We start from the raw sequence: 23508 nt of genomic DNA on the forward strand, positions 1-23508 counted from the left end.
CTGACAGCCGGGGGGTGATGCACAGTGGATCAAACGGTCACCAGTCGGTGGCGCGCGGGGATTCCTGGCGCTGGGCCGCACGGCGCGGGGCCCGGCCGGCAGCCCAGGCGGCGGGCTGTCCGTACGACGGCTTCCGCTGGGAGGGCACGCCGGGACGCACGGCTTGCCCCGCCTCGGGGCGCAGCCGGTGCGGCTCGCCCATCACCAGCAGTGGGTCGAACATCACCACCACTGCGGCGAGCAGCAGGAAGACCGCCGGGCCGATCAGCAGGGGCGCCAGCAGAGTGGCGGGCGACCCGCTCTGGCCTGTGGGGCCGGCCGCCCCGTGCAGATGGACACTGACCGCCGCCATCCCCGTGTAGTGCATACCGCTCACCGCGACACCCATGACCAGGCTGGCGCCCAGGCTCGCCATGAAGCCGTGGATCGATACGGCTGCCCAGAGGGCGGAGGTGGCGGCCACGACGGCGATCACCACGGAGAGGGAGACGGTCAGCGTGTCGTACTCGAGGCGTCCCTGGAGTCGCATGCCGGCCATGCCGAGGTAGTGCATGCTGGCCACTCCGAGGCCGGTGATCGTGCCGCCGGTGACCAGGGCCATCGGGCCCGCACCGCGGTAGCCGACGATAAAGATCCCGATGCCGACCATGACGATCGCGACGGCGAGACTGGCGAAGGTGGTCGGCTTGTCGTAGCCGATCGGCGCCTCGGCGACGGTGAAGCCCATCATCGCGACAAAGTGCATGGTCCAGATGCCCGAGCCGATAGCGGTCGCGCCGAGTGCGAGCCACCCCGGCTTGAAGGAGCGTCGGTTGCGCACCGACCTGGTGGTGCAGCGGAGGCCCAGGGCCCCGCCGAGGCACGCCATGAAGTACGCCGCCACGGGTGTGACGAGGCCGTAACTGAACCCATCCACAGTGCCCTGCATGCCCGTATGCCCTCCGCTCCTTGGGTGATCCCCGTGATCCCTGACGGAACGTCTGGTCCGGGGGCGAGAGTATGGCTGGCGCCAGCGTAAGCAAACATGTGAGCGGAGACTTATCGACACGGAAATTGTCACGTGAAGCGTTCTGGGCGATTCCGTTCACGTTGTGTCCACACTTCGCCTGCTCCTCGTTGGCCGACTGCCGCCCTCCTCGGCCGGCCCGGCCCTGGTGGATGGTTCGGAGTCGACGGCATCATCGGCAGACCCCGATGTCGTACGGGACGCGGTGGGCTGAGCCCGGCCGATCCGGCGTTGTCAGTGCCCGGTCGTACGGTGGTCCGCATGAAGAGCTTCGAGTGGGCCGTCGTGGGCACGGACATCGGACCGCTGCTGCTCGCCACGACCGACGAGGGTCTGGTGAGCGTGGTTTTCCATGCCGAGGCGGCGGTGCGGGACAAGGCGCTCGGGCGGCTGGCCGGGCGGCTCGGCGCCGAGCCGGTGGAGGACGCGGCGGGGTTGCTGGCCGAGCCGATACGTCAGCTGGCGGCGTACTTCGCGGGCGGGCTGCGCGAGTTCGACCTGCCGCTGGACTGGACGCTGTCCGGCGGGTTCAACCGGCAGGTGCTGCGGGAGCTGGCGGACGGGGTGCCGTACGGCACGGTCGTCGGGTACGGCGATCTGGCGGCGCGCGTGGGGCAGCCCGGCGCGGCGCAGGCCGTGGGCGCAGCGATGGGGTCCAATCCACTGCCGGTGGTGGTGCCCTGCCACCGGGTGGTGGAGACGGACGGCGGGCTCGGCGGGTTCGGTGGCGGCCTGGAGACCAAGAGGAAGCTGCTGGCGCTGGAGGGGGTGCTGCCCGAGCCACTGTTCTGAGCGGCTTTCCCTACTGCGGCTCCAGGCTCCCCTCCGGCATCGCTCGCCGGCCCCTGCCCCGACGGCGCCTCCGACGGCTGCCCCAGCAGCCTTGTGCCGACCACCAGAGGGATGCCCCGAGGGCCGGTCCGACTGCTCCGGCAGCTCCTGGGGCCGCGCACCCCGGACACGGTTTCGCACGCGCGTGCGGGCTGGCACACTGCGCCAGTGACTACCAGCCCAGACGCGCCTGACATATCCGTCGCCCCTGACGCGGCGCACGCCGAGCCCGGAAGCTACGTCGCCCGGCTGCCGATCGGCGAGCCGCTGCCGCTCGCCGACGACTCGCTCACCAGCTGGGAGACATTCCCGTTCACGGGTGAGCTGCGGGTCAAGCCGTTGACGGCGCCGGTGCTGCCCGAGCCCCCGCGCAGCGGCGAGGGCGGGCCCGGGGAGTGCCGTGCCTGCGCCTCGCCGGTGGAGGAGTCGCTCTGGGCGGACGATCACTGGCGGCTGGACGCGGTCGGGAACCAGGACCGACTGCCGGTGGTCGTCATGCTGCGGCCGCACAGCCACCACGACGTCACCGACCTGCCGGCGGAGCGAGCGGAGGAGCTGCTGCCTCCGGTGCCCGACGCGGAGCGGCGCGCCGCCCACATCAGGATCGCGGCCTCCCTCGCGGCCGGCAGTGGAACGGCGTACGCGCGGTGACCTCGACCGACAAAGCCGCGGCTCTCGCCCCCGTATCGGCGGACGAACTGCCCGCGCTGCGGCGGCGTATCACCGCCGTACTCATCGCCAGCCAGATCCTCGGCGGGCTCGGCGTCGCGACCGGTATCGCGCTGGCCGCCGTCCTGGCGCAGCAGGTGAGCGGGACCGAGGCGCTGTCCGGGCTCGCCCCGACCGCCACCGTGGCCGGGACCGCGCTGCTCTCCATGCCGCTGGCCTCGCTGATGACAGCCCGCGGACGGCGGCCCGGGCTCGTCCTCGCCTATGTGATCGGGGCGTTGGGCGCGGGCGTGGTCGTGCTGGGCGCGGTCATCGAGAACTTTCCACTGCTGCTCGTCGGCATGGCCGCGTTCGGCGCCGGTTCGTCGGCGAATCTGCAGGCGCGTTTCGCGGCCGCCGATCTGGCCGAGCCCGAGCGGCGCGGCCGTGCCATCTCCAATGTCGTCTGGGCGACCACGATCGGTGCGGTGCTCGGCCCCAATATCGCGGCCCCCGCGGGCCGCAGCGTCTCCGGGATCGGCATACCGGCCGCCGCGGGCCCGTTCGTCTGGGCTGCCGGGGTGTTCCTCGTCTGCGCCGTGCTGGTCCTCGTCCTGCTCCGCCCCGATCCGCTGCTGACCGCCCGCGCTCTGTCCCCGGCCGACCGCTCCCCCGAAGGGCGCTCGCTGCGGGCCGGGATGCGGGCCGTACGCGCGTCTCCGATGGCCCGGCTCGCGCTGGTCACCGTGGCCGTATCGCACACCGCGATGGTGTCGATCATGTCGATGACGCCGGTCGCCCTCAGCCACCACGGGGCGGGGATCCAGCTGATCGGCCTGGTGATCAGCGGCCATATCGCGGGCATGTACGCCCTCTCGCCGCTGATGGGCTGGCTGGCTGACCGTATCGGCAGGCTCGCGGTGATCGGGCTGGCCGTTGGGCTCCTCTCCGCGGCCGCGCTGCTGGCTGGTACGGCGGGAACGAGCCACGGGCAGACCGCAGCCGGTCTCTTTCTGCTCGGCCTCGGCTGGTCGGCGGGCGTGGTGTCCGGATCGACGCTGCTTACCGACTCCGTGCCGCAGCCCGCCCGTGCCGCTGTGCAGGGCCTGTCCGACCTGGCCATGAGCACAACGGCGGGCATCGGAGGCGCGGCCGCCGGCCTGATCGTCGCGCGGGCGAGTTACGGCTGGCTGAATCTGGTGGGCGCCTGCCTGCTGCTGCCGATGGCGGCGCTCGCCGTGCGCAGGGCGCTCAGCCGACCGGTTCGCTCAGCCGACGGGAGCCGGTGAGGAGGCATCGGGCACCCCACAGCCGGGACCGGTGGCTACGGGGCTTGCGGACGCGACCGGCCTGGTGTCCAGTACGGGCTGCCGTCCGCCCCCCGGAAGCCGGGGAGCCGGGGAGCCCCGATACAGGAAGCCCGGATCCAGGAATTCACCGCCCGGAAATCTTTCGCCGACCAGCGTCTTCGCTGGTCGGCGACTCCGTCTTTGGTGCACCCAATGTTGCTCGCCGGGGCGGGTCCTCAGCCCCTGTCCAACATGGCGTGAACGCGCCAAACTCGCGATGCAGCACACCCCCACGCACGGCATTTCCCCGAGTTCCCCCACCTCGGACAGGAGAGACCGATGTCAGCAGTGCGCCCAGGACGTTGCCTCGCTTCAGCCGCCGTCACCAGCCTCGTCACGGCCCTGGCGGCCGCAGGACCCGCCGCCGCGGCCGAACCGCCCGCCCCCGCAGCGCCAGGAGCCTCGTACAAGGCGGCCCACGACACTCTCGGCCCGCAGAAGCTCACCGCCGAACAGCGCAGACTCATCACCAGGAAGCAGGCGGAGGCGGCAAGATCGTACGACGCTGTCTCCACGCGCTCGGCGCAGGCCGGATACGTGCTCTCCGGAGGGCTGCACCAGTCGCAGAAGACCTCGTACTGGTGCGGCCCCGCCACGCTCGTGATCGCCCAGTCCGCCCATGACGAGGTGGCCGGCCGCTCCCAGCAGACCGCCGCGACCCTCCTCAAGACCACAACCAGCGGCACCGCCTGGTACGGCGTCAACATCAACGTCCCGAATCCGACCGGCTATCCGATCGCGGACGCGCTCAACAACCGCCTTCCGGGCGCGGGTTACGTACCGAAGGCGCTGCCGTACACCCCCACCGCCACCGACAAGGCGAACTTCAAGCAGCACATCGTCCACAACACCGGCAACGACTACGCGATCGCGGGCAACGCCTGGGAGGTGCCGGGCGGGCCCCATCTCGTCGGCCACCCCAATATCGAGATCTTCCACTGGGTCGCGATCGACGGATACAACAGCGACACCTCGGCCGGACAGGTCAGCTATCTCGATCCCGTGGGCGGGGTGAGCACCAGCGTCATCTCCTGGGCGGGCAGCGTGCCGAAGTCGGCGCGGATCTCCTCCGACACCATCACCACGATCATGGGTGGCCGTGGGTACGTCTGGTAGATCCCGGCCCCGGCGCCCGGCAGTCGGTGCGGCACTGCTGGCGGGCATCGTTCTCACCGGATGCTCGCCGACCCCCGCCCCCACCCCGGCGCCGAATCCCACCGCACGGCCGGTACCTTCCGCCAGTGGGACCACGCGGACGGCCTGCGAGGTCCCGCTGCCCGCAAGCTGGCGCACCGCCTTCGTCGCCGGCGAGCTCAAGGTCCCGGCAGGCGAGCGGGCCGTCCTCACCGAGGTGGGGCCCGCGGCCCGCTGGACCGTCGTACAGCTCTCGGACGACCGGCGGCGACGCGCGGCCCTCGTCCAGGACGGCAGGTCTCCGCGCACGCTCCTCGACTTCGCCGACCCCGTCGAACACCAGCTGCTCAGCGCCGACGTCGACGGCCGGTGGGCGGCCTTCGCGGTGCTCGAGGGCCGTACACTCGCCAGCCCCTGGACCCTGCGCAGCTGGGACGAGCGCACCGGCCGTACCCGCGTACTGGCCCGCTCCGGCGGCCGGCCCGGCCCACTGCCGCAGCCCGTCGTACGCGGCGGGAGGGTCTTCTGGGCTCAGGGAACGGGCGGCGGCAAGGCCACCGTCTACGTCGCGCCCGCGTCGGGAGGCGTGCCGCGCGCCCTGCACACCGGCGTCCTCGACACGCCCTTCGCCGCGGGCGGGCTGCTCGCCTGGCGCGAGGCCGACGCGTCCGGCACGGCCACCCGTCTGTCGGCGGTGTCGTTCGCGACGATGCGCACCGCGCCGCTGCCCGCGCCGCTCGCGAAGCTGCGCGACTTCCGCTCGGCAGCCTCGGACGGCTCGAGTACCTGGGACGGATCGGACCGCTCAGACGGATCGGACCGCTCGGACGGATCGGACCGTTCGGACGGATCGGATCGCTCGGACCGCTCCACCTGGGCGTGGATCGCCGGCGAGCAGGAGCCGAAGCTGATGGTGTGGCGTCCGGGGCAGCCCGCGCCGGTCGCGGAACTGACCGGTTCGCCCGCGGCGGAGGGCATCGACCAGGTGGGCATCAGCGGCGAGTTGGTCACCTGGCGTACGCCGGAGGCCGCGTACGCCCTCGACCTCCGCTCGGCGGCGTACTCCCGTATCACCCCGCAGTACGGCTATGCCCAGGCCAGAGGCGGTGCGCTGGCCATCGCTCACAGCGAGGGGGATGCGAAGGCGGCAGGCTCGCGCTCGGTGATCCAGGTGGTACGGGCGGACCGGCTGCCGAAACTGCCGGAGTGCGGCTGACGTTTGCGCAACCCGCCGCTGTGTCAGAGATGGTGACATGCCATCACACGAGCTTGCGCTGTCCGAGGAAGTGGGGGAGGCGCTCGCCGCGCGCCGCCCCGTCGTCGCCCTGGAGTCGACGATCATCGCGCACGGACTGCCGCGTCCGCGCAATCTGGCCGTCGCCGAGGAGCTGGAGGAGCTGGTACGGCTCGGGGGCGCCGTTCCGGCCACCGTCGCCGTACTGGACGGCCGGGCCCATATCGGGCTGGACAAGGGTCAGTTGGAGCGGATCGCACGGGATGACGACGTACGAAAGTTCGGCCATCGGGATCTCGCGCCCGCGCTGGCGGCCGGGGCCAGCGGGGCGACAACCGTGTCGGCGACGGCATTCCTGGCGGCGCGGGCCGGTATCCGGGTCTTCGCGACCGGCGGGCTCGGCGGTGTACATCGCGAGTGGACCGAGACGCAGGACGAGTCGGCGGACCTGCGGCTGCTGGCGCAGACGCGGATCGCGGTGGTGTGCGCGGGTGTGAAGTCGATCCTTGATGTGCCGGCGACGCTGCAGCGGCTGGAGACGCTGGGCGTCGGCATCCTCGGATACGGCACCGACCGCTTCCCCGGCTTCTATCTGACCTCGTCCGGCGAGCCCGTCGACTGGACGGTCCGCACACCGGAGGAGGCGGCGGAGGTGATCCGGGCGAAGGAGGCTCTCGGCGGCCCCGAGTCGGCGCTGATCGTCGCCAATCCGGTGGCGGAAGGGGAGCAGCTGGATCCGGCGCTGCACGACCGGGTACTCGGCGAGGCGCTGGACGAATGCCGGGAGCGGGGCATCCGCGGCCAGGCCGTGACCCCGTTCCTCCTCGACTATCTGATGCGGCAGACCGAGGGGGCTTCGGTCGAGGCCAACCTGGCGGCGGTGCGCGGCAATGTGCGGCTGGCGGCGCGGATCGCGGCGGCCCTGTGACCGAGGACGCAGCGACCGAGCGCACACCGACCGAGGACGCGATGACCGAGGCCCCGGTGACGGCGGGGGCGCTGCTCGTCATCGGGGATGTCGTCACCGATGTCGTGGCCCGCCACCGCTCCCCGCTCGCCCGGGGGACGGACACGGCGGCCCGGATCCGTGTTCTGCCGGGCGGGGCGGGCGCCAACGCGGCTTGCTGGGCGGTGCATTGGGGCTGCGGAGACGTCCGCTTGCTGGGGAGGGTCGGCGACGGCGAGGCGGGCTGGCACGAGAAGCGGCTGCGGAACGCGGGCGTCCGTCCTCTCCTGATCCCGGACCCGGAGGCCCCGACCGCCACCGTTATCGCCCTCGTCGACGCGACCGCCGAGCGAACGTTCCTCACCGACAGTGGCGCGGTGCTGCGGATATCCCCGGCCGACTGGTCGCCGTCGCTGCTGGACGGCGTCGGCCATCTGCATCTCTCCGGCTATCTGCTCTTCGCCGACACCAGTCGCCAACTGGCCCTGTTCGCCCTTGAGTCGGCGCGGGCCCGCGGCGTCCCGGTGAGTGTGGACCCCGCCTCGGCGGGCTTCATCGCCGAGCTCGGCGTGGACCGCGTGCTGGCAGCGCTCGACGGCGCGGACGTCCTCATCCCCAACGCCGACGAGGCGCGCCTGCTCACCGGCCTGTCCGACCCGGCAGGCGCCGCCGCCGTACTGAGCCGCCAGGTCCCGCTCACCGTCGTCACCCTGGGCGCCGAAGGAGCGCTGGTCGCGGAGTCCGGCAGGGTCACGGCCCGCGTCCCGCCGGTCCCCGCCGATGCGGTGGACACCACGGGCGCCGGCGACGCCTTCACCGGCGCCTTCCTCGCCGCGCGGCTGGCAGGGGCGGATGCCCGGGAGGCCGCCGCACAGGGCTGCCGGGCCGGCGCGGAGGCGGTGAGGGTGATCGGCGGCAGGCCGTAGCGCGTCAGCCCAGTCCGCCCCACGCCGGACGGTTCGCGTCGTCGGCCCGTACGAGCACATCGGCCGCCTCTCCCGGGCCCACCTCGTCCTCGTACCGTTCGAACGCGGGCAACGTCCAGCGCTCGCTCTCCTCCGTACGCCGTCGGAGCGCAGCGGACGACAGCCGCAGATGTACGGTGAGATCGAACGGGAACCAGCGCCCGAGAAGGAACGGCCCGTGCAGCAACAGCACGCCGCCGGGCGGCAGTTCAACATGCGGGCTGCGGGTCGCCCGGTCGGTCGCCGGATCCCACAGATCGGGCAGCACACGCCCGCTGCCACCCGCCTCCAGCGGCCCGAAGACCTCCCGCCACAGGGCCCCGGTGTCGAACCAGCCGCTGTAGTACGAGTCCGGATCCTCGCGCCCGTACTCGTACCGCAGCGAGGCGGGCCGCAGGAACCCGCCCGTCCCGACCACGAGCACGCCGCGCCCGCGCAGCCGCAATGCGTCGGCGACCCGCTCCGCGAGCGCACCGGTCGGCGCGGCGGGAGCGCCGTCGACACCGATGCGCAGCCAGGGACTGCCGTCCTCGGCCTCGGTCTCCATGACCCGGCCGACGAGCGCATCGGCCAGCCGCTCCCAGGTGATCGCTTCGAGTCGCACGCGCTCATCATCGCCCGGCCGGGTACCGGCGCGGCACATCGGAGCCGTCCGCCGGCCCGGCCACCCCGCTACTTACCGGCGCAGGGCGGGGCGTCCGCGTCGTCCGACAGCGGGCTGCCCGCGGGCAGCAGATACGTCACGTACAGCACGACCGGCTCGCTGCCGAGGTTGCGTCCGATGTGCCGGTGGTTCTTGCCGGACGGCTCGATGAAGGCCGTGCCGGCCGGGCTCACCTCGACGGAGCAGTCGTCCAGAGTCCGGGTCAGCGTCCCGGACTTGACGACGGCGAGGAGCTGTCCGGCGTGGGTGTGCCAGCCCGTGTACCCGCCCGGCGCCACCGTGATCGTCCGTACGACCACATCGGTGCGGCCCTTGGCCTTCAGCTTCAAGGTCCCCTGGGACACGCCCTGCGCGAGCACCGTCGCCGAGACGCCGCTGCCGGGCGTGGCGTTCGCGGCGGACGGCACGGTCGCGAGCGCCCCCAGACAGCCGACCAGGACCATCGCGGTGCGGGCACGCCCCTGCCGTCTGCTCTGCGGCATCAGCCCTCGGAACCCCATGGAACCCTCCAACTCCTCGGCACGGCCACGGCGTTCCCTGGCGAACACCCGCCCGCACTGTCGCCAAACTGCCCCAAGGTATCCGATGGGCGCCCGGCCGAACGCGTACTCTGACGATCTCGACGCCGCGATCAGCCCTATCGGCCGAATCGGCAGAAACCGGGCCGTCCCTGTCGAATCGGCCGCTTCCTGAGTGGATACCTCCAGTGACCCAGTGCTCCACCTGCTCCGTCCCCGTCCACACCCAGTTCGCCTCCCCGGACCTGATCGAGCAGATCGTGTACGGCGGCCTGGATCCGGCCACCGACCCGGCCTGGGAGTCCTCGGGCGCGGCGACCCGGGAGGAGTACGGGCGCTGGTGCGGCCATCTGTGCGGTGTGACCTGTCTGCGCATGGCCCTCGGTCCAGGGTCCCCCTCGCTCTTCGAACTGCGCGACGGAGCGCTGAAGTACGGCGCCTACACGGAGGACTCGAACGGTGCCATCCACGGCCTGATCTACGCGCCGCTCGCCACGTACGCGCAGGAAGTACACGCGTTGCCGGCCACCGTCCACCGCCGACTGGCTCCGGAGGAGATCCTCGCGCTCCTCGACGAGGGCAGGACGGTGATGGCCTCGGTGCACTACGAGATCCGCAACCCGGACCGCCCGGCGCCCGGCAGAGGCGGCCATCTGGTGCTGCTCACGGGTCGTACGGAGGACCGCGTGCACTTCCACAATCCGTCCGGGACGACGCCGGAGACGCGAGCGGCCGACCTCCCGCTGGCCGGCTTCGCCCGCTTCTTCGCGGGTCGGGGGGTCTCCTTCGCGCCCGGAATGACACCGGAACAGGGACCGGAAACGAGACCGGAAACGGCACCGGCGCCGCGGGCAGGAAACAGCGGTCCGGGAAAAGGCCGGGAAAAAGGGCCGGGAATGGGAGCGGGCCCGGGGGCGTAGCCGGCCCCCGAGCCCTGTGATGCCACCCATGTCGCACGCCGGCACGCTTGAGAACCCGGGTCAGTCGTTATGTCGCCGCGTCCTGCCTTTGGACCACCGCGTATCGAGCTACGCGGGCCGGACTTGAACCGGCATCTCGACGCACCAGGGCCCGGGCCCGGTCGATCCGGCGATCGGCGGCGAATGCTGAGTCTGGAGCAATAGTCTGAGATTGATCGCGGTCTGCCTCTGCCGAATTGGGCTACCGCGGCCCGTACGTACGGAAAATGCCGCGGGGAGGAATCGAACCTCCACTGGAACCGCTCAGTCACGACAAGCTTCAGTTTCAGCTTGCGCTCCTCGCGCACCCCGTCCGCACACAGGCGGACGGGGAGTCATTGAGGCTACCCGAACAGATAGCCAAATACAGCGTCGCCCACCCGCTGGTCGGTGACGTCCGCGCCATTGGCCTCCTCGCGGGCGAACTTCACAGCCTGCTGGAGCTTCTCCACCCGCTCGAGCAGTTCGTTCACCCGCCGGGCCGGCAGCGCACCGGAGAACTTCACGGTCGTCCAGTAACCCACCGGAATGTCCTCGTAGTACACCTCGACCTGCGCCGGGTGCTTTTCGGTCGCCTCGGCCTTCACATGGTTGCGGGGGACCTTCTTCGTACGCAGAGTCCTTACCGACTCGGTCTTCCAGGCGTCGGTCGACGGGTCCTGCGTCCACGACTCCGAAGCATCAAGCACCGGCAGCTTGCGCACAAAGGTATTGATGTCCGTCAACTGCTTCTCGAGGAAGAGGAGATACGCCACCGGAACCTCGCTCACCAGAACGCGTCCGTCCACCGTCACATCGGCGCGCGCGGCGCAGTTGGCCCAGTCCTTGGTGGCTGTGACGTCGAACAGCCGGGTCAGCGTCTTCGCGGTCTCGCGCAGCACGTCCTCGGCCTTGACCTGGACCCGTGTGGACTCGGGCGGAAGCTGCTCGCCCTCCTCGTCCTTGGGCTGGTACGTACGTGAGATGCCGGCCAGCAGCGCAGGCTTCTGCAGCCCGTGATGGGCCGCCGTCAGGTCTTGGTGCGCCTTGGACTTGACGCCTTTCTCGACTGCGATGATCTGATTGAGTTTCGCCACGTCGATCAAGCTAGCAAGACCTGTCACCCACGCTCGAACGATTATTCAGATCCCTCGGGAGTACGCACCATGGAGACAGCCGTCATCGCGGTCATAGGCACTCTGCTGGGCTCGGTCGCCACTCACTACTTCCAGCGCCAGACCGCCGAGCGCGCCGCTGCTCTCACCCGTGCCGAACAGCTCCGCCAGGAACGGATTGCCGCGTACAGCGCCTTCGCGGGCGCGCTCGTCGACTACCGGCGCGGTCAGAACGACCGCTGGCACCGGGCGAAGGAGAGACCGGGCAGCGCGCTGGCCGAGGAGGCGCGTATCGACTCGTACCGGCTGCGTTCCTCCGCCCATCAGGCGCTGATCCGCGTCCAGTTGGTCTGCGACGACGCGGCGGCGCTGGAGCTGGCCGCGTCCGCCTTCGAGGTCACGAACTGTATGCATGAGGCGCCGGACGAGGCGGACCGCTCGCAGCGTTCGGAGCAGGCCCGCGAGACGCTGTCCGAGTTCATCGGGACGGCGGCGCCGGGCGTGCGCTGAGAGTGCGCAGGGGGCGGCCTTCGAGATAGCCGGCGATGTCCTCGACGGCTCCCTGGAAATACCCCTCGTAATTGCGCCGGGTGACATAGCCGAGGTGCGGCAGGCCGAGGAAGTTCGGCGCGGAGCGCAGCGGATCGTCGGCCGGCAGCGGCTCGGTCTCGAAGACGTCGGAGCCCGCTCCGGCGATCCAGCCGTCGCGCAGTGCCCGCACCAGCGCCGCCTGATCGACGATCGACGCTCGCGAGGTGTTGACCAGATAGGCCGTGCGCCGCATGCACTTGAGCTCGCTCGCGCCGATCAGCCCGCGCGTGCGGTCGCTGAGTTGCAGATGTACGGAGACGAAGTCCCCGGCCTCGAGCAACTCCCCCAGGGTGTGCGCTCGTACGACGCCGACCTCGGCGGCCCGCTCGTCGGTGAGGTTCTGGCTCCACGCCATGACGTCCATGCCGAAGGCCCGGCCGACGCGGGCGACTTTCGCGCCGATCTTGCCGAGGCCGAGCAGCGCGAGCCGGCGTCCGTGCAGATCGGCGCCGATGGTGCTCTGCCAGGGGCCGTTCCGCTGCAGGGCCGAGCCCTCCTGAACCACGTTCCGCGCCAGTCCCAGGATGAGCGCCCAGGTCAGCTCGGCAGGGGGTTCGGAGCTGCTGGCGGTGCCGCAGACGGTGACACCGTGGCGGGCGGCGGCTTCGAGGTCGATGGAGGCGTTGCGCATACCGGAGGTGATGAGCAGCTTGAGGCGCGGCAGGCGGGCGAAGAGTGCTGCGGGGAAGGGGGTGCGTTCACGCATCGCGACGAGGATCTCGCAGTCGCCGACGGCTTCCGCAACCTCTTGCTCGGACGTGAAATGGCTCTGCAGCGACCGTACTTCGACATCCGGTGCGAGGGCAGACCAGTCCGCCATGGACAACGCGACATCCTGGTAGTCGTCGAGTACGGCACAGCGCAGCGTCATGGGAGCGGAGCGTACCTGGTGAGTAGGCTGCGGACATGGACCTGGTGGTGATCGAACCACTGAAGCGCCGGCACTGCGCGGAGTGCCGTCAGGGCCCTCTTCCGCTGCACCTCCTCGAGTTCAACGCGCCCATCTGTCTGGACTGTGCTGACCTTGCCCATCTGGTGTATCTGCCGCGCGGTTCCGCGGCTCTCACCCGCCGGGCCCGCGAGGCGAGTTCGCTGTGCGCGGCGGTGATCCGCTTCAATCGCCGGCGTAAGCGGTACGAACGCCAGGGTCTGCTGGTCGAGGAAGGGGCGCTGGCCAGGGCGGAGTCGTCGTGCCTGGCGGACGCGGACGCGCGGGCCCGCCGCCGCGAGCGGGACGCGGTCCGCCGCGCGGCCGAGGATGTACGTTTCACCGCCTCGTTCGCCGCGGAGATCCAGCGGCTGTTCCCGGGCTGCCCGCCGGCGCGTGCCCGCGATGTCGCCACGCACGCCTCGGTGCGGGGCAGCGGCCGGGTCGGCCGCACCGCTGCGGGCCGTTCCTTGGAGGAGGGAGCGGTCACGGCCGCGGTGCGGGCTTCCGTACGGCATCTCGACACGGAGTACGACACCCTGCTGATGGCCGGAGTCGCCCGTCATGAAGCGCGGGCCGGGGTGGCGTCGGTGGTCGATGCGGTACTGGAGTCCTGGCGCGCCTAGGCGGAACGCCGGCGGATGACACCGGACCCGGGGCACCCCCTTCGCCCTCCCCCGCGCCGGCCGCGCGAGGTTCGGGGGCCGCTGGACCCGGCGGATCCTGCACACGCGAGTTCACGCAAATCCAACAGATCCGTGGACTCAGTGCTAATGACGTCCCCGTAGGACTCAGGGATCCTGGTGAAACACCGGTCGTTGAGACGGACCTGCCCCTCGTCGGCATCCGCCAGCCAGGAGAGGTTCACGTCCGCTGTGCCCGCCGACGCGGCCGCCGGCGGAATTTCTGGGCGAAGAGAAACACGGAATGAGAGAACGGGGAGAGGCGCATCAAGGGGAAGCTGAGGACGGTAGCTGTAACCGGACCGGCTGCCGCTGGAACGGCGTTCGGTGTTCCCGGCCGCCCCTCCTCCATGTCCCGCGTGTCCTCGAATTCATAGCCCGTCAGTCCTGTACGAGGCGGGCCCCGGGCCCAAGTACGGCGGTAATTGGCAGATGAAGCAGGGAGTTTCTGCGTGACAAAGAACAGAAATCCAAGATTCCTGCGCTCCCTGGTGGCGGCATTCGTCTCGCTGGCCGCGGTCGCGCTTGCACTCACCATCGCACAGCCGGCTGCGGCCCAATCCGACACCATGGCGGGGCCGTTGGCTCCCGTCCCGGCGAGCGAGTACAGCCAATACCGGCTCACCATCGACCGTGCAAAGCAGTACGACGCCTTCGGTGCCGCGATACGCGGCGTCGAGAAGAGCGGCGCCGTCACCACGAACGGGGTGCTCGGCGTGGCCCTGTCGGGCCAGCACGCCGGACGACCCTTGTGCCACACCACCGGGATCAACGGCACATTCCAGTACAACGGCTTCTGCTGGGACAAGGACGACGACACGTCCGCGGGCGGCTGGACCCCGCAGGGCCTCACCGCGTCGCACGACGCCCAGCCCGGCGGGACCGTCGCCGGCCACCACCTGTACGTGGCGTCCTGGCACTACGACAACAATGAGTTCGCGCGAATCTCCATCGTCAACTCCACCAGTAAGGAGTGGACTTACGGCCACGTCCTGCTGGTCGAGCCGACGGGCAACGAGAGCAACGCGAACTTCAAGCCGGTCCCCAAGACCCACGCCGACGGCGCGGTCTGGTACGGCAACAAGCTGTTCATCGCCAACGGCAACCAGCTGCAGGTCTACGACTTCCAGCACCTGTGGAAGATGCAGCAGAGCTCCAAGGCAGTCGGCATCAACAACGGTGTGTCGTCGGCGCGTTACCACCAATGGGCCCTGCCCATGGTGGGCCGCTACACCATCGGGGATACCGGCGCCGAACCGGGAGCCTGCCCTGCGCCCCACCAAGCGGGCCGCGCGTGTCTCGGCTCGCTGAGCCTGGACCGGAGCGGACCGGTGGACCATCTCGTGTCGGGCGAGTACTACCAGGACAAACACGGCCCGGTGGCCCATCTGGCGCGCTGGCCCCTGAACTCGACCACCGCCCTTCCGGCCGCGGACAACGGCGACACCGTGGGCACGAGCACCGCGAGCGGCGGCTTCAAGGCACCGGTCCAGCAGTTGCAGGGCGTCGCCACGGACGGCACCTACTACTACCTGGCCGCCGAGTGCCCCAAGGGGTACATGGGTGACAACGATCCGGCCAACGGCTACTCGTGTATCTACCAGGCGAAGCCCGGAACCGTCGGAACGGTGCTGACCCGATCGCCGAAGTACACGCAGAACCTGTCCTACGCGCCCTCGTCCGGCCGCCTGTGGGGCCTCAACGAGGTCAGCGGCCAACGCTCCGTGTTCTCCCTCAAGCCCAGGGCCGCCGACCACAGCGTCTACCTGAGCAACTCCTACAGCGCCCTGTGCGCGGGCGGCGGCGGCAAGACCGGGAACGGCGCCCCGGTCATCCAATGGGGCTGCAACAACGCCCGGGACGAGCGCTGGGTGTTCGAGAACACCACGGACTCGAACGGCAAGAACGCCTACTTCGTGCGCAACGAGTACTCGGGCAAGTGCATGGGATCCGCCTCACACCTCAATGACGGCATCGGGATGATCCAGTACACCTGCAACGGGGCCGTCGATGAGAAGTGGTGGTACGACAACGGCAGCAAGACGCTGCGGAACGTCTACTCCGGTAAGTGCCTCGCCATTGGTGCCACCGCCACAAAGGGCACGCAGTTGATCCAGTACACGTGCAACGGCAAGCCGGATGAAAGCTGGGAGCAGATTCCCCGCTGAGGTGAACACCCACCCGGGCAGGACGCTCGTCTCGAGACAGCCAACGGCGGCCGAGGAGACCGGGCCGGACCCCACCCTCACAGGGCAATACACCTAGGCCGCGCCGCGGCGCCCGTGGGCAGGCCGGGTACGGCGGTAGAGGACGATGCCGCCGAGCAGCAGCGCGGCGCTCGCGGGCAGGGCGAAGGCAACCTGTCCGGAACCGGTGTGCGCGAGTGCGGCGGAGGACCCGGGCGTCGCTTGGCGCAGCGTCGGCCGGTGCGGCGCTGCGGCCTTCGGCGGAGTGGCGGGCCTCGGCTGTACGGGCGGCTTGCCGGAGGTGTTGGACGAGGAATTGCCGACGGCGGCATTGCCGATGCCGACGATGTTCACAGAGTTCCCGGTGACATTGATCGGCACGTCGATCGGGATCTGTACGTCATTGCCGGAGAGGACACCGGGCGAGTCCTTTTCACTGCTTTCGGTGGTGGCACCGCCGCTGCCTGTCGTGTGGGCCCCCGGCTTCAGCTGCCCTCCGTGCGAGGTGTTGGCGCAGGAGTTGCCTGCTGCCGGGTTGAGCAGTCCAACGACGTTGACGGTGTTGCCGCACACGTTGACCGGGACGTTCACCGGAAGCTGCACCGTGTTGCCGACCAGCAGTCCGGGCGAATGAGCCGCACCGCCGTCCGCGTTCGAGTCGGCGTGCGCGTTCCCCGCCATGGCGAGCGCGCCACCCGTGAGCATCACGGTGGCCAGACCCTTTCGGTGAACCTGCCTCATGGGTTCCCTGCCTTCAGGAGAAGTTCGCGGGCCCTCGCCCGCACCGGAACCAACGCCGATGACGCCATTCAGTTGTGGCAAAATACGTCTTTCACTCCATCGAGTGTGCGTCTTATCGAATTTCTCTCGTGACCGACCTTCTCGACTGACCCGGCTTACCTGCCTCACCCGTCGTAGCCCTGGATGCGGCGCCCCTGCCGCCGTTCGGTCAGTTCCGGGAGCTGCTCGGTGAGTTCGGCGGTGATGCCGGGCACATCGAGGGTCAGCAGCTGCCGGTCCCGCATCAGAATCCGCCCGTCGACGACGGTGGTGCGTACATCGCCGGAGCGCGCGCTGTGGACGAGGGTGGCGGCGATGTCATGCAGAGGCTGGGTGTGCGGACCGGTGAGATCCACCAGGATCAGATCGGCCCGCCGTCCGGGCGCGAGCGCACCGACCTGGTCTCCGAGCCCAACGGCTCGTGCGCTCTGGGTGGTTGCGTGGCCGAGTGCCTGGCGGGCGGTGAGCCAGGCCGGATCGTTCTCCACGGACTTCTGGACGAGTGCGGTGAGCGCCATGCTCTCCCACACGTCCAGAGTGTTGTTGGACGCGGCACCGTCGGTGGCCAGCCCGACGGGAATGCCGGCCGTAGCCAGCGCCCTGATCGGTGTGGTGTCCCAGGCGAACTTGAGGTATCCCCTGGGCGCGCTGGCGACCGCGATCCGGCCCGTGCCCCTCTGCAGTACGGACAGGTCCTTTTCGGTGATCCCGGTGCCGTGCGCGATGAGCAGATCGACGTCCAGCAGCCCGGCCCGCTCCAGCACCTCGATGGGCGTACGCCCGCACCGGGCAAGGCTGTTCTCCGTCTGCGCCTTGTTCTCGGCGGCGTGGATGTGTACGAGGAGCCCGTGCCGGCCCGCGAGTTCGGCGGTGGCTGCCAGGTCGACGTCGTCGACGGTGTACGGGGCGTGCGGAGCGAGCGAGGTGGTGATCCGCCCCTCGGCCGCGCCGCGCATCCGCAGTGCGAAGTCGACTGAGCGCTCGCGCCCTTCGGCCCCCTGACTGGAGAAGTAGGCCGCGCCGAGGTTGGCGCGCAGCCCGCTCTCGGTCACTGCGGCGGCCACCTTGTCCATCGAGAAGTAGTGGTCGGCGAAGGTGGTCACCCCGCCACGGATCATTTCGGCACAGGCGAGCTGCGCGCCGATTTCGACGACGCGGTCGGTGAGGTTGGACTCGATGGGCCAGATCCAGTCGTTGAACCAGTCCTCCACGGGCATGTCCTCGGCGATTCCGCGCAGGGCGACCATCGGTGTGTGGGTGTGGCAGTTGATCAGGCCGGGCATGGCGAGCTGCCCGCGCCCGTCGATGCGCTGGACGGCCGGGAGGCCGGCCACGGCACGCGCGGAGGTGACGGCCTCGATGAGCCGGCCGCGTACGACGACGGCGGCGTCCTGGAGGAAGCCGATCCCCTTCTCTTCGTCGTGCACGAGGGCGATGCACCCGTCAATGATCAGATCCGCGGGCCGCTCGGCGTCCGCAGCAACCATGTGGTCCTCCTCCTGACGTCCTCGGGCTCCCAGTCTGTCGGTCCGGGTCTGTCCGCGGACACATCGAGGGATGCGCCCGTGCGGGTGGTTTCCGGACGAATTCGGCGTCCCGGCGTACTGCTTCGTGGCCCGATTGCCGTAGCCGCAACACACGCCGCCCTGCGGCCCCCGATGGAAGGACCGGCTCCCCGTGCCCACTTTGAAGCAGCGCACTCTCCTCGCCGTCGCCGGTGCCACAGTCGCCGTACTGGCAGTGGGTGCACCCGCCTCCACCGCCGCGCTCGGCAGTGCACGGGCGAAGGCACCCAGGGCCTCGTCCACGGCGGCGCGTGGTGCGCCCTACATCGAGACGCGGCTGTTCTTCGGTACGGAGCGTCCGGACGGCGGCCCCGATGTGACCGACCGGCAGTTCATGGCGTTCATCGACCGGAGTGTCACGCCGAGCTTCCCGTCCGGACTGACAGTCCAGGACGGCCGCGGACAGTGGCGGGACTCCAACGGCACCATCGAGCGGGAGCGTTCGTACGAGCTGATCCTGCTGTACCCCGCCGCGGAGGCACACGTGCACGACCCCCAGATCGAGCGGATCCGCGAGGCCTACGCCGCGGCGTATGCACAGGACGCGGTGGCCCGGCTGGACGAGCCGACGCTCGCCGACTTCTGAGAGCGGCCTTTCTGAGAGCGGCCTTTCTGCGAGCGCCCGGCTCAGTAGCGCACAGGCAGGGAGAGCAGCCCTCGGGCACGCATCGAAGGCCGCCACCGCATTTCGCTGTGCGGAACGTCGAGTTCCAGCCGCGGAAACCGCTCAAGCAGCGCGGCAAGAGCGATCTCGGTCTCCATCCGGGCCAGGGGGGCGCCCAGGCAGTAGTGGATGCCATGGCCGAGGGCGAGGTGGCCGGTGGCGTCGCGGCCGATGTCGAGGCGGTCGGGGTCGGTGAAGCGGTGCGGGTCGCGGTGGGCGGCCGCGAGCGAGAGCAGGACGGTCTCGCCCGCCGGGATCGTGACGCCGCCGATGGTGATGTCCTCGGTGGGGAAGCGTCGGATGGCCAGCGGTGCGGGTCCGTCGTAACGGGCCAACTCCTCGACGGCGCCGCCCAGTCGGCCAGGGTCGGCGCGCAGCGCGGCCAGCTGGTCGGGGTGGCTGAGCAGGGCCAGGGTGGCGTTGCCTATGAGGTGGACGGTGTTCTCGTATCCGGCGAACAGGATGAGGAAGGCCAGGGACATCAGCTCGTCCTCGTTCAGCCGGTCTTCCTCGTCGCGTACCGCGATCAGGGCGGAGAGCAGGTCGTCGGCCGGCTCGGCGCGCTTGCGGGCGATGAGCTGGGTGAAGAACGCCAGCATGCCCCCGACCGCTTCCTTCGCCCGTGACGGCTGCGCAGGGTCCGGGGCAACCAGGGCGTCGGTCCACGCCCGGAAATCACGCCGGTCTTCCGAGGCCACGCCGAGCAGGTCGCAGATGACGTTGATCGGCAGCGGCGCGGCGTACGAGGCGATCAGATCGGCGCGGCCGTGCGGGGCGATGGCGTCCAGCAGCTGGTCGGCTGTCTTCCGGATCGGCTCGCGCAGCTGCGCGATGCGACGGGGGGTGAACGCCCGGGACACCAGACGTCGGATGCGGGTGTGGTCCGGCGGGTCCATGTTGAGCAGATTCGCGTCCAGCGCCGGCGGCAGCGCGAGCCCCCGGTAGCCGCCGGGTGCCGCGTTGCGCTTGTCCAGGGAGAGCCGGGGATCGGCGAGTGCCTGACGTACGTCGTCGTAGCGGGTGACCAGCCAGGCCGGCAGCCCGTCCGTGCCGGCGATCCGGTGCACGGGCCCGGCCTCGCGGAGCCGCGCGTACACGGCGTAGGGGTCGGCCATCAGCTCGCTCGTCGGATCTTGGAGTGCCATGACTCCACCCTAGAGGCGCCGCATTCCGGAGCTGTCGACGACTGTCTGCCGTATTCCGGCCCGGCAGTGGGCAGTTGTCCTTCATGACGGACCGCCCGCTGCTCCTCCTCGACGTCGACGGCCCCCTCAACCCGTACGCGGCGCGTCTGCCGCGCCTGCGCGGCTACGCGACACACCGCCTGCACCCCTCCTACTGGCTCTCCCACCAGCCCCCGGGCTCCCGCCGCCACCGCCGGGGCCTGCGCATCCATCTCAACCCGGCCCACGGCCCACGGCTGACGGGCCTTCCCTTCGAACTGGCCTGGGCGACAACCTGGATGCACGAGGCCAACACCATGATCGCCCCGGGCGTCGGCCTGCCTGCCGACCTCCCGGTGATCGAGTGGCCGGAGCTCTTCGCGAAGGACCCGGACGGGCTTTACTGGAAGACCCGGCCGCTGCTGGAGTGGGCGGCGGGCCGCCCGTTCGCCTGGGTGGACGACATGATCACGGACCTGGACACGGCGCACGTCGCGGCGCATCACGACGCGCCTGCGCTGCTGTTGCGGATCCATCCGCGGCGGGGGCTGCGGGAGGAGGACTTCGCCACGCTGGTCAGGTGGGCGGAGGGCTTGTGACCCTGCCGGGCTCCAGTGACGCTGGGGCCCAGGGCGAGCGAGCAGCAGACGGTCTTCAAGACGGCGTCACTGACGTCGATGCCACAGAAGGCCATGCTCCGGCTTCCAGCGGTCGGCCAGCGGCAGACCGTGAAGTGTCAGCGCGCTTCGCTCAGTTCGAGCAGATGGCCGTCGGGATCGCGGAAAAAGCAGCGGACCTCCGCATCGTGGACCACGGGCGGGGTCAGGAACTGCGCGCCCCGGGCGCGCAGCGTGGCATAGGCCGCGCGGCAGTCAACCACGCGGAAGGTCATCTCATGGCTCACCCGGTCGGCGTCCGCGGGCGGGGTGAACGTCACGGTGGGCTTGTCTTCTGAGGGCCCGCCGCCAGTGACCAGCAGCATCCAGGTCCCGCAGAGGCGCAGGACGGCGCTGGTTCCACCGTACTCGCGGACAATATCGGCGCCCACGACGTCGCGGTAGAAGTCGCGGGACCGGGCGAGGTCGCTGACCACCAGCAGATGAGTCAACTCCGCTCCGCTGGGGAAGTCGGTCGTCATCTCCGGGCCCTTCGGTCGAACATCGGTCACTACTCGGTGCGTTGTGTCACGGGGGCACTCGTACGGTCGCCCAGGAACTCGTACCAGCGCCGCTGCAGGCAGGGGTAGAGAGTGTCCGCTTCGACGAGTTCGAGGAAGGAGTCGACTGTCGCCGTCAGCCGCTCCTGCAGCACGTCGTCGACCAGTTCGCCGTCTTCGGCGAAGGCCTGATGGGCCTGCGCGAGACTGAACATGTCGGGGTAGACGCGGGCGCCGAGGTGTTCCAGCGGGACGCGCAGCGACCACAGCCCCCGGTTGCCGCCCAGCATGGACGGGGAAGCCGAGACGAGCAGCGCCTGTTTGTCCTTGAACGGCTGGGGCCGGAACCGTGACACCCAGTCGATGGCGTTCTTCACCGCGCCCGGTACCGAGGCGTTGTACTCGGGGGAGGCGATGACGAGCGCATGGACCTCCTGGATGCGGTCGCGCAGTGCGGAGGCGCCCTCGGGCAGTCCCTGGGCCGCCTCGACGTCTCCGTCGTACGAGGGCGTGTCGAAGTCACGGAGGTGGGCGAGTTCGGCCGTGGCGCCGTTGCGGTGCACGAGCGTGGCGACCAGCGCCGCCAGCCGGGAGTTCATTGAGCCGGTCCGAAACGAGCCGCACAGCACGAGTACGCGCAGCGCCTCGCGGTCGGCATGGACGGACATGACTCGGTCACCTTCCGGCGCGTGGGGCAAATTCTTCATGATCGTGACTTTCTGGTTGCGGACTCGCGGTCTCGTTCAGGACCCAGGGCGTCGCACTCGTCGGGGCCCCCAGCCAGAGCGAACTCGCACCAAACGCGCTTTCCCTCCGCGAACAGATCCTGTCCCCACTGATCGGCGAGCGCATCCACGAGCAGGAGCCCGCGGCCGTGCTCGTCGTCTCCCCCGAGCCCTCCCTGGCGGGCGGGCTCGGGGGAGACGTCGGCGACCTCCATCCGGAGGACGGCGCAGGGGCTGTCATCCGTTGCCGGCGTGACGAAGAGCGCGAGGCCGACCTGGCCGTCGCCGTGGGCCACAGCGTTGGTGACCAGTTCACTCGCAAGTAGCCGCAGGCTCTCCGCCAGCCCCACGGGGGTGCCCCAATCGGCCAGGACGTTCTCGACGAGCCGACGGGCGGAGCGCGGCGCCGTGGGCGCCGGTGGGAGCTGGAAGAGAGCCTTGCGCTGATCCGCCGTCCGGGTGCACACACGCGTCGCGTTCATGGCCATGCCGATCAGAGATTATGGGACATAACGGTTGATATATCCACTAAATTCACGATAGCACGCGTGGTTGATGTGTCAACCTTTTTGGCAGACCCGCCTCGAGACGGTCAGGGGCGGACGCCGAAGGGCCCGAGAACGCCATAGTCGATCCTCAGCGACTCGAACATCGCGTAGGCGTTGTCGAAGGTGAAGACGTCGGCCGCGCCGAGCCGGCCCTTCCATGCCGGCACAGTCCTGTCGGTGGCCTCCTGAGTGACGGCGTCAAGGTATGCCTTGAACACTGCCCACGGATTGTCCGGGTAGTGGGCGAACATCGGCGTCGGGTCCACCGAGGCGATGGCCGCCCGGGCGTTGCGGTCGAGGTCGTGCATGTACTCACGCTGGACCTCAACGTCCTCACGGGTTCCGAGCCGCGTGAGGTGCGCTGCCTGGACGCGATGGCTGTGTGATGAGCCAGGAGGGTTGTCGTGTCCGATGGGCAGGGGGCGAGCCTGTCGGATCATGGGACACCTGGCTCGAGTGGTGACGGTCGCCCGGCCGCGCAGGGCTGGAACCGGGCGTCCGACCGCAATGCCGCCGCTGCCTCCGTGATCCGTACGGCTCGTACGGCTCGTACGGCTCGTACGGCTACTCGGCTCCGGTACGACTACCCAAGCGGTGGACCACGGTTTCCGAGATGTCGGCAAGGGCTTCCAGCTGATCGCGGGAGAGCGCATCGACGAAAATACGGCGGACGTTGTCCGCATGCAGGGGGGCCGCCTCGCGAATGGCCCGCAGCCCCTCGGGAGTCAGCTCGGCGATGGCGCCGCGGGCGTCAGTGGGGCACTCTTCGCGGCGTACCAGTCCTCGATTTTCCATCCGGCGCACCTGGTGCGACAGCCTGCTCTTCTCCCACCGTGCCTGAGCTGCGAGCTCCTGCATCCGCAGCCGCTGGCCCTTGGCCTCGGACAGCGGGGCGAGAACCCGGTAGTCGGCCATGGACAGCCCGCCGGCCCGGCGCAGTCCCTGGGTGACCTGCTCTTCAAGCAGCTGGCTCATGGCGATGAAGCCCTGCCAAGCGCGTCTTTCCACGTCGTCGAGCCATTGAGGTTCAGTCACTGATCGAGGTTAGCGCCGCATTGATTGACACATCAACTCGTGTTGGCCAGGTCGACCGTGCACTGGCGCATTGCGGCACTGTGGCCGAGGTGCCGGCGACACATCCGTGGTCCTGAGCAGGCAGCCCGGTCGCTGA

General features: G+C 70.1%; 26 protein-coding genes. 13 read left to right on the forward strand and 13 right to left on the reverse strand.

All coding sequences use genetic code 11. The features are described from left to right. Positions 1–37: 37 nt before the first annotated feature. Positions 38–928, reverse strand: coding sequence for an MHYT domain-containing protein (locus AB0D12_RS34475; protein ID WP_362691915.1), 891 nt, complete (start codon positions 926–928; stop codon positions 38–40). Between the two features lie 339 nt (positions 929–1267). Here AB0D12_RS34475 and AB0D12_RS34480 point away from each other — a divergent pair, with 339 nt between their 5' ends. The 7 genes from AB0D12_RS34480 (at position 1268) to AB0D12_RS34510 (ending at position 8074) form a co-directional block, all read left to right on the forward strand. Further along, positions 1268–1798 carry a methylated-DNA--[protein]-cysteine S-methyltransferase gene (locus tag AB0D12_RS34480; RefSeq protein ID WP_362691918.1) on the forward strand — a complete coding sequence of 177 codons (531 nt, stop codon included), beginning with the start codon at positions 1268–1270 and terminating at the stop codon, positions 1796–1798. Between the two features lie 207 nt (positions 1799–2005). After that, complete coding sequence (locus AB0D12_RS34485) at positions 2006–2488, forward strand: hypothetical protein (protein WP_362691921.1); 483 nt, start codon at positions 2006–2008, stop codon at positions 2486–2488. Then, the gene (locus AB0D12_RS34490) at positions 2485–3774 is read left to right on the forward strand and encodes an MFS transporter (RefSeq protein WP_362691924.1); all 1290 of its coding nucleotides are present in this window, start codon (positions 2485–2487) and stop codon (positions 3772–3774) included. Before AB0D12_RS34485 ends, AB0D12_RS34490 begins: the two co-directional genes overlap by 4 nt. 339 nt (positions 3775–4113) lie before the next feature. Continuing rightward, a complete protein-coding gene (locus AB0D12_RS34495) occupies positions 4114–4950 on the forward strand; it encodes a hypothetical protein (protein ID WP_362691927.1) in 837 nt (278 codons plus the stop codon). Next, positions 4934–6184: a hypothetical protein gene (locus AB0D12_RS34500; RefSeq protein ID WP_362691930.1), complete on the forward strand. Its 1251-nt coding sequence runs from the start codon at positions 4934–4936 to the stop codon at positions 6182–6184. Before AB0D12_RS34495 ends, AB0D12_RS34500 begins: the two co-directional genes overlap by 17 nt. Before the next feature lie 37 nt (positions 6185–6221). After that, positions 6222–7130 carry a pseudouridine-5'-phosphate glycosidase gene (locus AB0D12_RS34505; RefSeq protein WP_362691933.1) on the forward strand — a complete coding sequence of 303 codons (909 nt, stop codon included), beginning with the start codon at positions 6222–6224 and terminating at the stop codon, positions 7128–7130. 41 nt (positions 7131–7171) lie between these two features. Beyond that, complete coding sequence (locus AB0D12_RS34510; RefSeq protein ID WP_362692056.1) at positions 7172–8074, forward strand: sugar kinase; 903 nt, start codon at positions 7172–7174, stop codon at positions 8072–8074. Positions 8075–8078: 4 nt separating this feature from the next. On the opposite strand, the gene AB0D12_RS34515 is transcribed toward AB0D12_RS34510, so the two are convergent. Then, the gene (locus AB0D12_RS34515) at positions 8079–8717 is read right to left on the reverse strand and encodes a uridine kinase (RefSeq protein ID WP_362691936.1); all 639 of its coding nucleotides are present in this window, start codon (positions 8715–8717) and stop codon (positions 8079–8081) included. Between the two features lie 68 nt (positions 8718–8785). Next, the gene (locus tag AB0D12_RS34520) at positions 8786–9277 is read right to left on the reverse strand and encodes a cupin domain-containing protein (protein WP_362691939.1); all 492 of its coding nucleotides are present in this window, start codon (positions 9275–9277) and stop codon (positions 8786–8788) included. A 206-nt stretch (positions 9278–9483) separates the two neighbouring features. On the opposite strand from AB0D12_RS34520, the gene AB0D12_RS34525 reads away from it, so the two are divergent. Continuing rightward, entirely contained in the window at positions 9484–10215 is a 732-nt protein-coding gene (locus tag AB0D12_RS34525; RefSeq protein ID WP_362691942.1) for a peptidase, read from the forward strand. Between the two features lie 383 nt (positions 10216–10598). Here AB0D12_RS34525 and AB0D12_RS34530 read toward each other — a convergent pair whose 3' ends face one another. Further along, entirely contained in the window at positions 10599–11330 is a 732-nt protein-coding gene (locus AB0D12_RS34530; protein ID WP_326649212.1) for a hypothetical protein, read from the reverse strand. Between the two features lie 69 nt (positions 11331–11399). Between AB0D12_RS34530 and AB0D12_RS34535 the strand changes: the two genes are divergently transcribed. After that, a complete protein-coding gene (locus AB0D12_RS34535) occupies positions 11400–11858 on the forward strand; it encodes a hypothetical protein (RefSeq protein ID WP_362691945.1) in 459 nt (152 codons plus the stop codon). On the opposite strand, the gene AB0D12_RS34540 is transcribed toward AB0D12_RS34535, so the two are convergent. Next, positions 11827–12810, reverse strand: coding sequence for a D-2-hydroxyacid dehydrogenase family protein (locus AB0D12_RS34540; RefSeq protein ID WP_362691948.1), 984 nt, complete (start codon positions 12808–12810; stop codon positions 11827–11829). The genes AB0D12_RS34535 and AB0D12_RS34540 overlap by 32 nt on opposite strands. A 35-nt stretch (positions 12811–12845) precedes the next feature. On the opposite strand from AB0D12_RS34540, the gene AB0D12_RS34545 reads away from it, so the two are divergent. Both AB0D12_RS34545 and AB0D12_RS34550 read left to right on the forward strand, forming a co-directional pair. Next, positions 12846–13493 (forward strand): DUF2293 domain-containing protein, encoded by a 648-nt coding sequence (locus AB0D12_RS34545; RefSeq protein ID WP_362691951.1) that lies wholly within the window; start codon positions 12846–12848, stop codon positions 13491–13493. 509 nt (positions 13494–14002) lie between these two features. Beyond that, the gene (locus tag AB0D12_RS34550; protein ID WP_362691953.1) at positions 14003–15718 is read left to right on the forward strand and encodes an RICIN domain-containing protein; all 1716 of its coding nucleotides are present in this window, start codon (positions 14003–14005) and stop codon (positions 15716–15718) included. A gap of 93 nt (positions 15719–15811) precedes the next feature. On the opposite strand, the gene AB0D12_RS34555 is transcribed toward AB0D12_RS34550, so the two are convergent. Both AB0D12_RS34555 and AB0D12_RS34560 read right to left on the reverse strand, forming a co-directional pair. After that, entirely contained in the window at positions 15812–16477 is a 666-nt protein-coding gene (locus AB0D12_RS34555) for a chaplin (protein WP_362691955.1), read from the reverse strand. 164 nt (positions 16478–16641) lie between these two features. Then, on the reverse strand, positions 16642–18003 hold the full coding sequence (locus tag AB0D12_RS34560) for an amidohydrolase (RefSeq protein ID WP_362691957.1): 1362 nt from the start codon (positions 18001–18003) through the stop codon (positions 16642–16644). A 199-nt stretch (positions 18004–18202) separates the two neighbouring features. Here AB0D12_RS34560 and AB0D12_RS34565 point away from each other — a divergent pair, with 199 nt between their 5' ends. Then, positions 18203–18667, forward strand: a complete 465-nt coding sequence (locus tag AB0D12_RS34565; protein ID WP_362692059.1) for a DUF3574 domain-containing protein — start codon at positions 18203–18205, stop codon at positions 18665–18667. Between the two features lie 41 nt (positions 18668–18708). Here the strand turns inward: AB0D12_RS34565 and AB0D12_RS34570 are convergent, their stop codons facing one another. After that, complete coding sequence (locus tag AB0D12_RS34570) at positions 18709–19890, reverse strand: cytochrome P450 (RefSeq protein ID WP_362691960.1); 1182 nt, start codon at positions 19888–19890, stop codon at positions 18709–18711. An 83-nt stretch (positions 19891–19973) separates the two neighbouring features. Between AB0D12_RS34570 and AB0D12_RS34575 the strand changes: the two genes are divergently transcribed. Beyond that, a complete protein-coding gene (locus AB0D12_RS34575) occupies positions 19974–20507 on the forward strand; it encodes a hypothetical protein (protein WP_362691963.1) in 534 nt (177 codons plus the stop codon). 137 nt (positions 20508–20644) lie between these two features. Here AB0D12_RS34575 and AB0D12_RS34580 read toward each other — a convergent pair whose 3' ends face one another. From AB0D12_RS34580 to AB0D12_RS34600, 5 genes are all read right to left on the reverse strand, one after another. After that, positions 20645–21046 (reverse strand): VOC family protein, encoded by a 402-nt coding sequence (locus AB0D12_RS34580; RefSeq protein ID WP_362691966.1) that lies wholly within the window; start codon positions 21044–21046, stop codon positions 20645–20647. 29 nt (positions 21047–21075) lie between these two features. Then, positions 21076–21732: an NAD(P)H-dependent oxidoreductase gene (locus AB0D12_RS34585; RefSeq protein ID WP_362691969.1), complete on the reverse strand. Its 657-nt coding sequence runs from the start codon at positions 21730–21732 to the stop codon at positions 21076–21078. A 35-nt stretch (positions 21733–21767) separates the two neighbouring features. After that, entirely contained in the window at positions 21768–22271 is a 504-nt protein-coding gene (locus AB0D12_RS34590) for an ATP-binding protein (RefSeq protein ID WP_362691972.1), read from the reverse strand. Between the two features lie 110 nt (positions 22272–22381). Beyond that, positions 22382–22645 carry a hypothetical protein gene (locus tag AB0D12_RS34595; RefSeq protein WP_362691975.1) on the reverse strand — a complete coding sequence of 88 codons (264 nt, stop codon included), beginning with the start codon at positions 22643–22645 and terminating at the stop codon, positions 22382–22384. 256 nt (positions 22646–22901) lie between these two features. After that, positions 22902–23372 (reverse strand): MarR family winged helix-turn-helix transcriptional regulator, encoded by a 471-nt coding sequence (locus AB0D12_RS34600; protein ID WP_362691978.1) that lies wholly within the window; start codon positions 23370–23372, stop codon positions 22902–22904. Between the last annotated feature and the right edge of the window lie 136 nt (positions 23373–23508).

Origin of the sequence: Streptomyces sp. NPDC048479, from assembly GCF_040651435.1 — a bacterium.
Taxonomy (GTDB): domain Bacteria; phylum Actinomycetota; class Actinomycetes; order Streptomycetales; family Streptomycetaceae; genus Streptomyces.

Excerpts from the sequence above, each read along its gene's own strand:
- AB0D12_RS34480 (WP_362691918.1), top strand. The coding sequence starts at position 1,268 with ATGAAGAGCTTCGAGTGGGCCGTCGTGGGCACGGACATCGGACCGCTG.
- AB0D12_RS34570 (WP_362691960.1), bottom strand. The coding sequence starts at position 19,890 with ATGGCACTCCAAGATCCGACGAGCGAGCTGATGGCCGACCCCTACGCC.
- AB0D12_RS34520 (WP_362691939.1), bottom strand. The coding sequence starts at position 9,277 with ATGGGGTTCCGAGGGCTGATGCCGCAGAGCAGACGGCAGGGGCGTGCC.
- AB0D12_RS34505 (WP_362691933.1), top strand. The coding sequence starts at position 6,222 with ATGCCATCACACGAGCTTGCGCTGTCCGAGGAAGTGGGGGAGGCGCTC.
- AB0D12_RS34580 (WP_362691966.1), bottom strand. The coding sequence starts at position 21,046 with ATGACGACCGACTTCCCCAGCGGAGCGGAGTTGACTCATCTGCTGGTG.
- AB0D12_RS34495 (WP_362691927.1), top strand. The coding sequence starts at position 4,114 with ATGTCAGCAGTGCGCCCAGGACGTTGCCTCGCTTCAGCCGCCGTCACC.
- AB0D12_RS34595 (WP_362691975.1), bottom strand. The coding sequence starts at position 22,645 with ATGCACGACCTCGACCGCAACGCCCGGGCGGCCATCGCCTCGGTGGAC.
- AB0D12_RS34540 (WP_362691948.1), bottom strand. The coding sequence starts at position 12,810 with ATGACGCTGCGCTGTGCCGTACTCGACGACTACCAGGATGTCGCGTTG.
- AB0D12_RS34535 (WP_362691945.1), top strand. The coding sequence starts at position 11,400 with ATGGAGACAGCCGTCATCGCGGTCATAGGCACTCTGCTGGGCTCGGTC.
- AB0D12_RS34545 (WP_362691951.1), top strand. The coding sequence starts at position 12,846 with ATGGACCTGGTGGTGATCGAACCACTGAAGCGCCGGCACTGCGCGGAG.
- AB0D12_RS34575 (WP_362691963.1), top strand. The coding sequence starts at position 19,974 with ATGACGGACCGCCCGCTGCTCCTCCTCGACGTCGACGGCCCCCTCAAC.
- AB0D12_RS34555 (WP_362691955.1), bottom strand. The coding sequence starts at position 16,477 with ATGAGGCAGGTTCACCGAAAGGGTCTGGCCACCGTGATGCTCACGGGT.
- AB0D12_RS34510 (WP_362692056.1), top strand. The coding sequence starts at position 7,172 with ATGACCGAGGCCCCGGTGACGGCGGGGGCGCTGCTCGTCATCGGGGAT.
- AB0D12_RS34560 (WP_362691957.1), bottom strand. The coding sequence starts at position 18,003 with ATGGTTGCTGCGGACGCCGAGCGGCCCGCGGATCTGATCATTGACGGG.
- AB0D12_RS34585 (WP_362691969.1), bottom strand. The coding sequence starts at position 21,732 with ATGTCCGTCCATGCCGACCGCGAGGCGCTGCGCGTACTCGTGCTGTGC.
- AB0D12_RS34590 (WP_362691972.1), bottom strand. The coding sequence starts at position 22,271 with ATGAACGCGACGCGTGTGTGCACCCGGACGGCGGATCAGCGCAAGGCT.
- AB0D12_RS34475 (WP_362691915.1), bottom strand. The coding sequence starts at position 928 with ATGCAGGGCACTGTGGATGGGTTCAGTTACGGCCTCGTCACACCCGTG.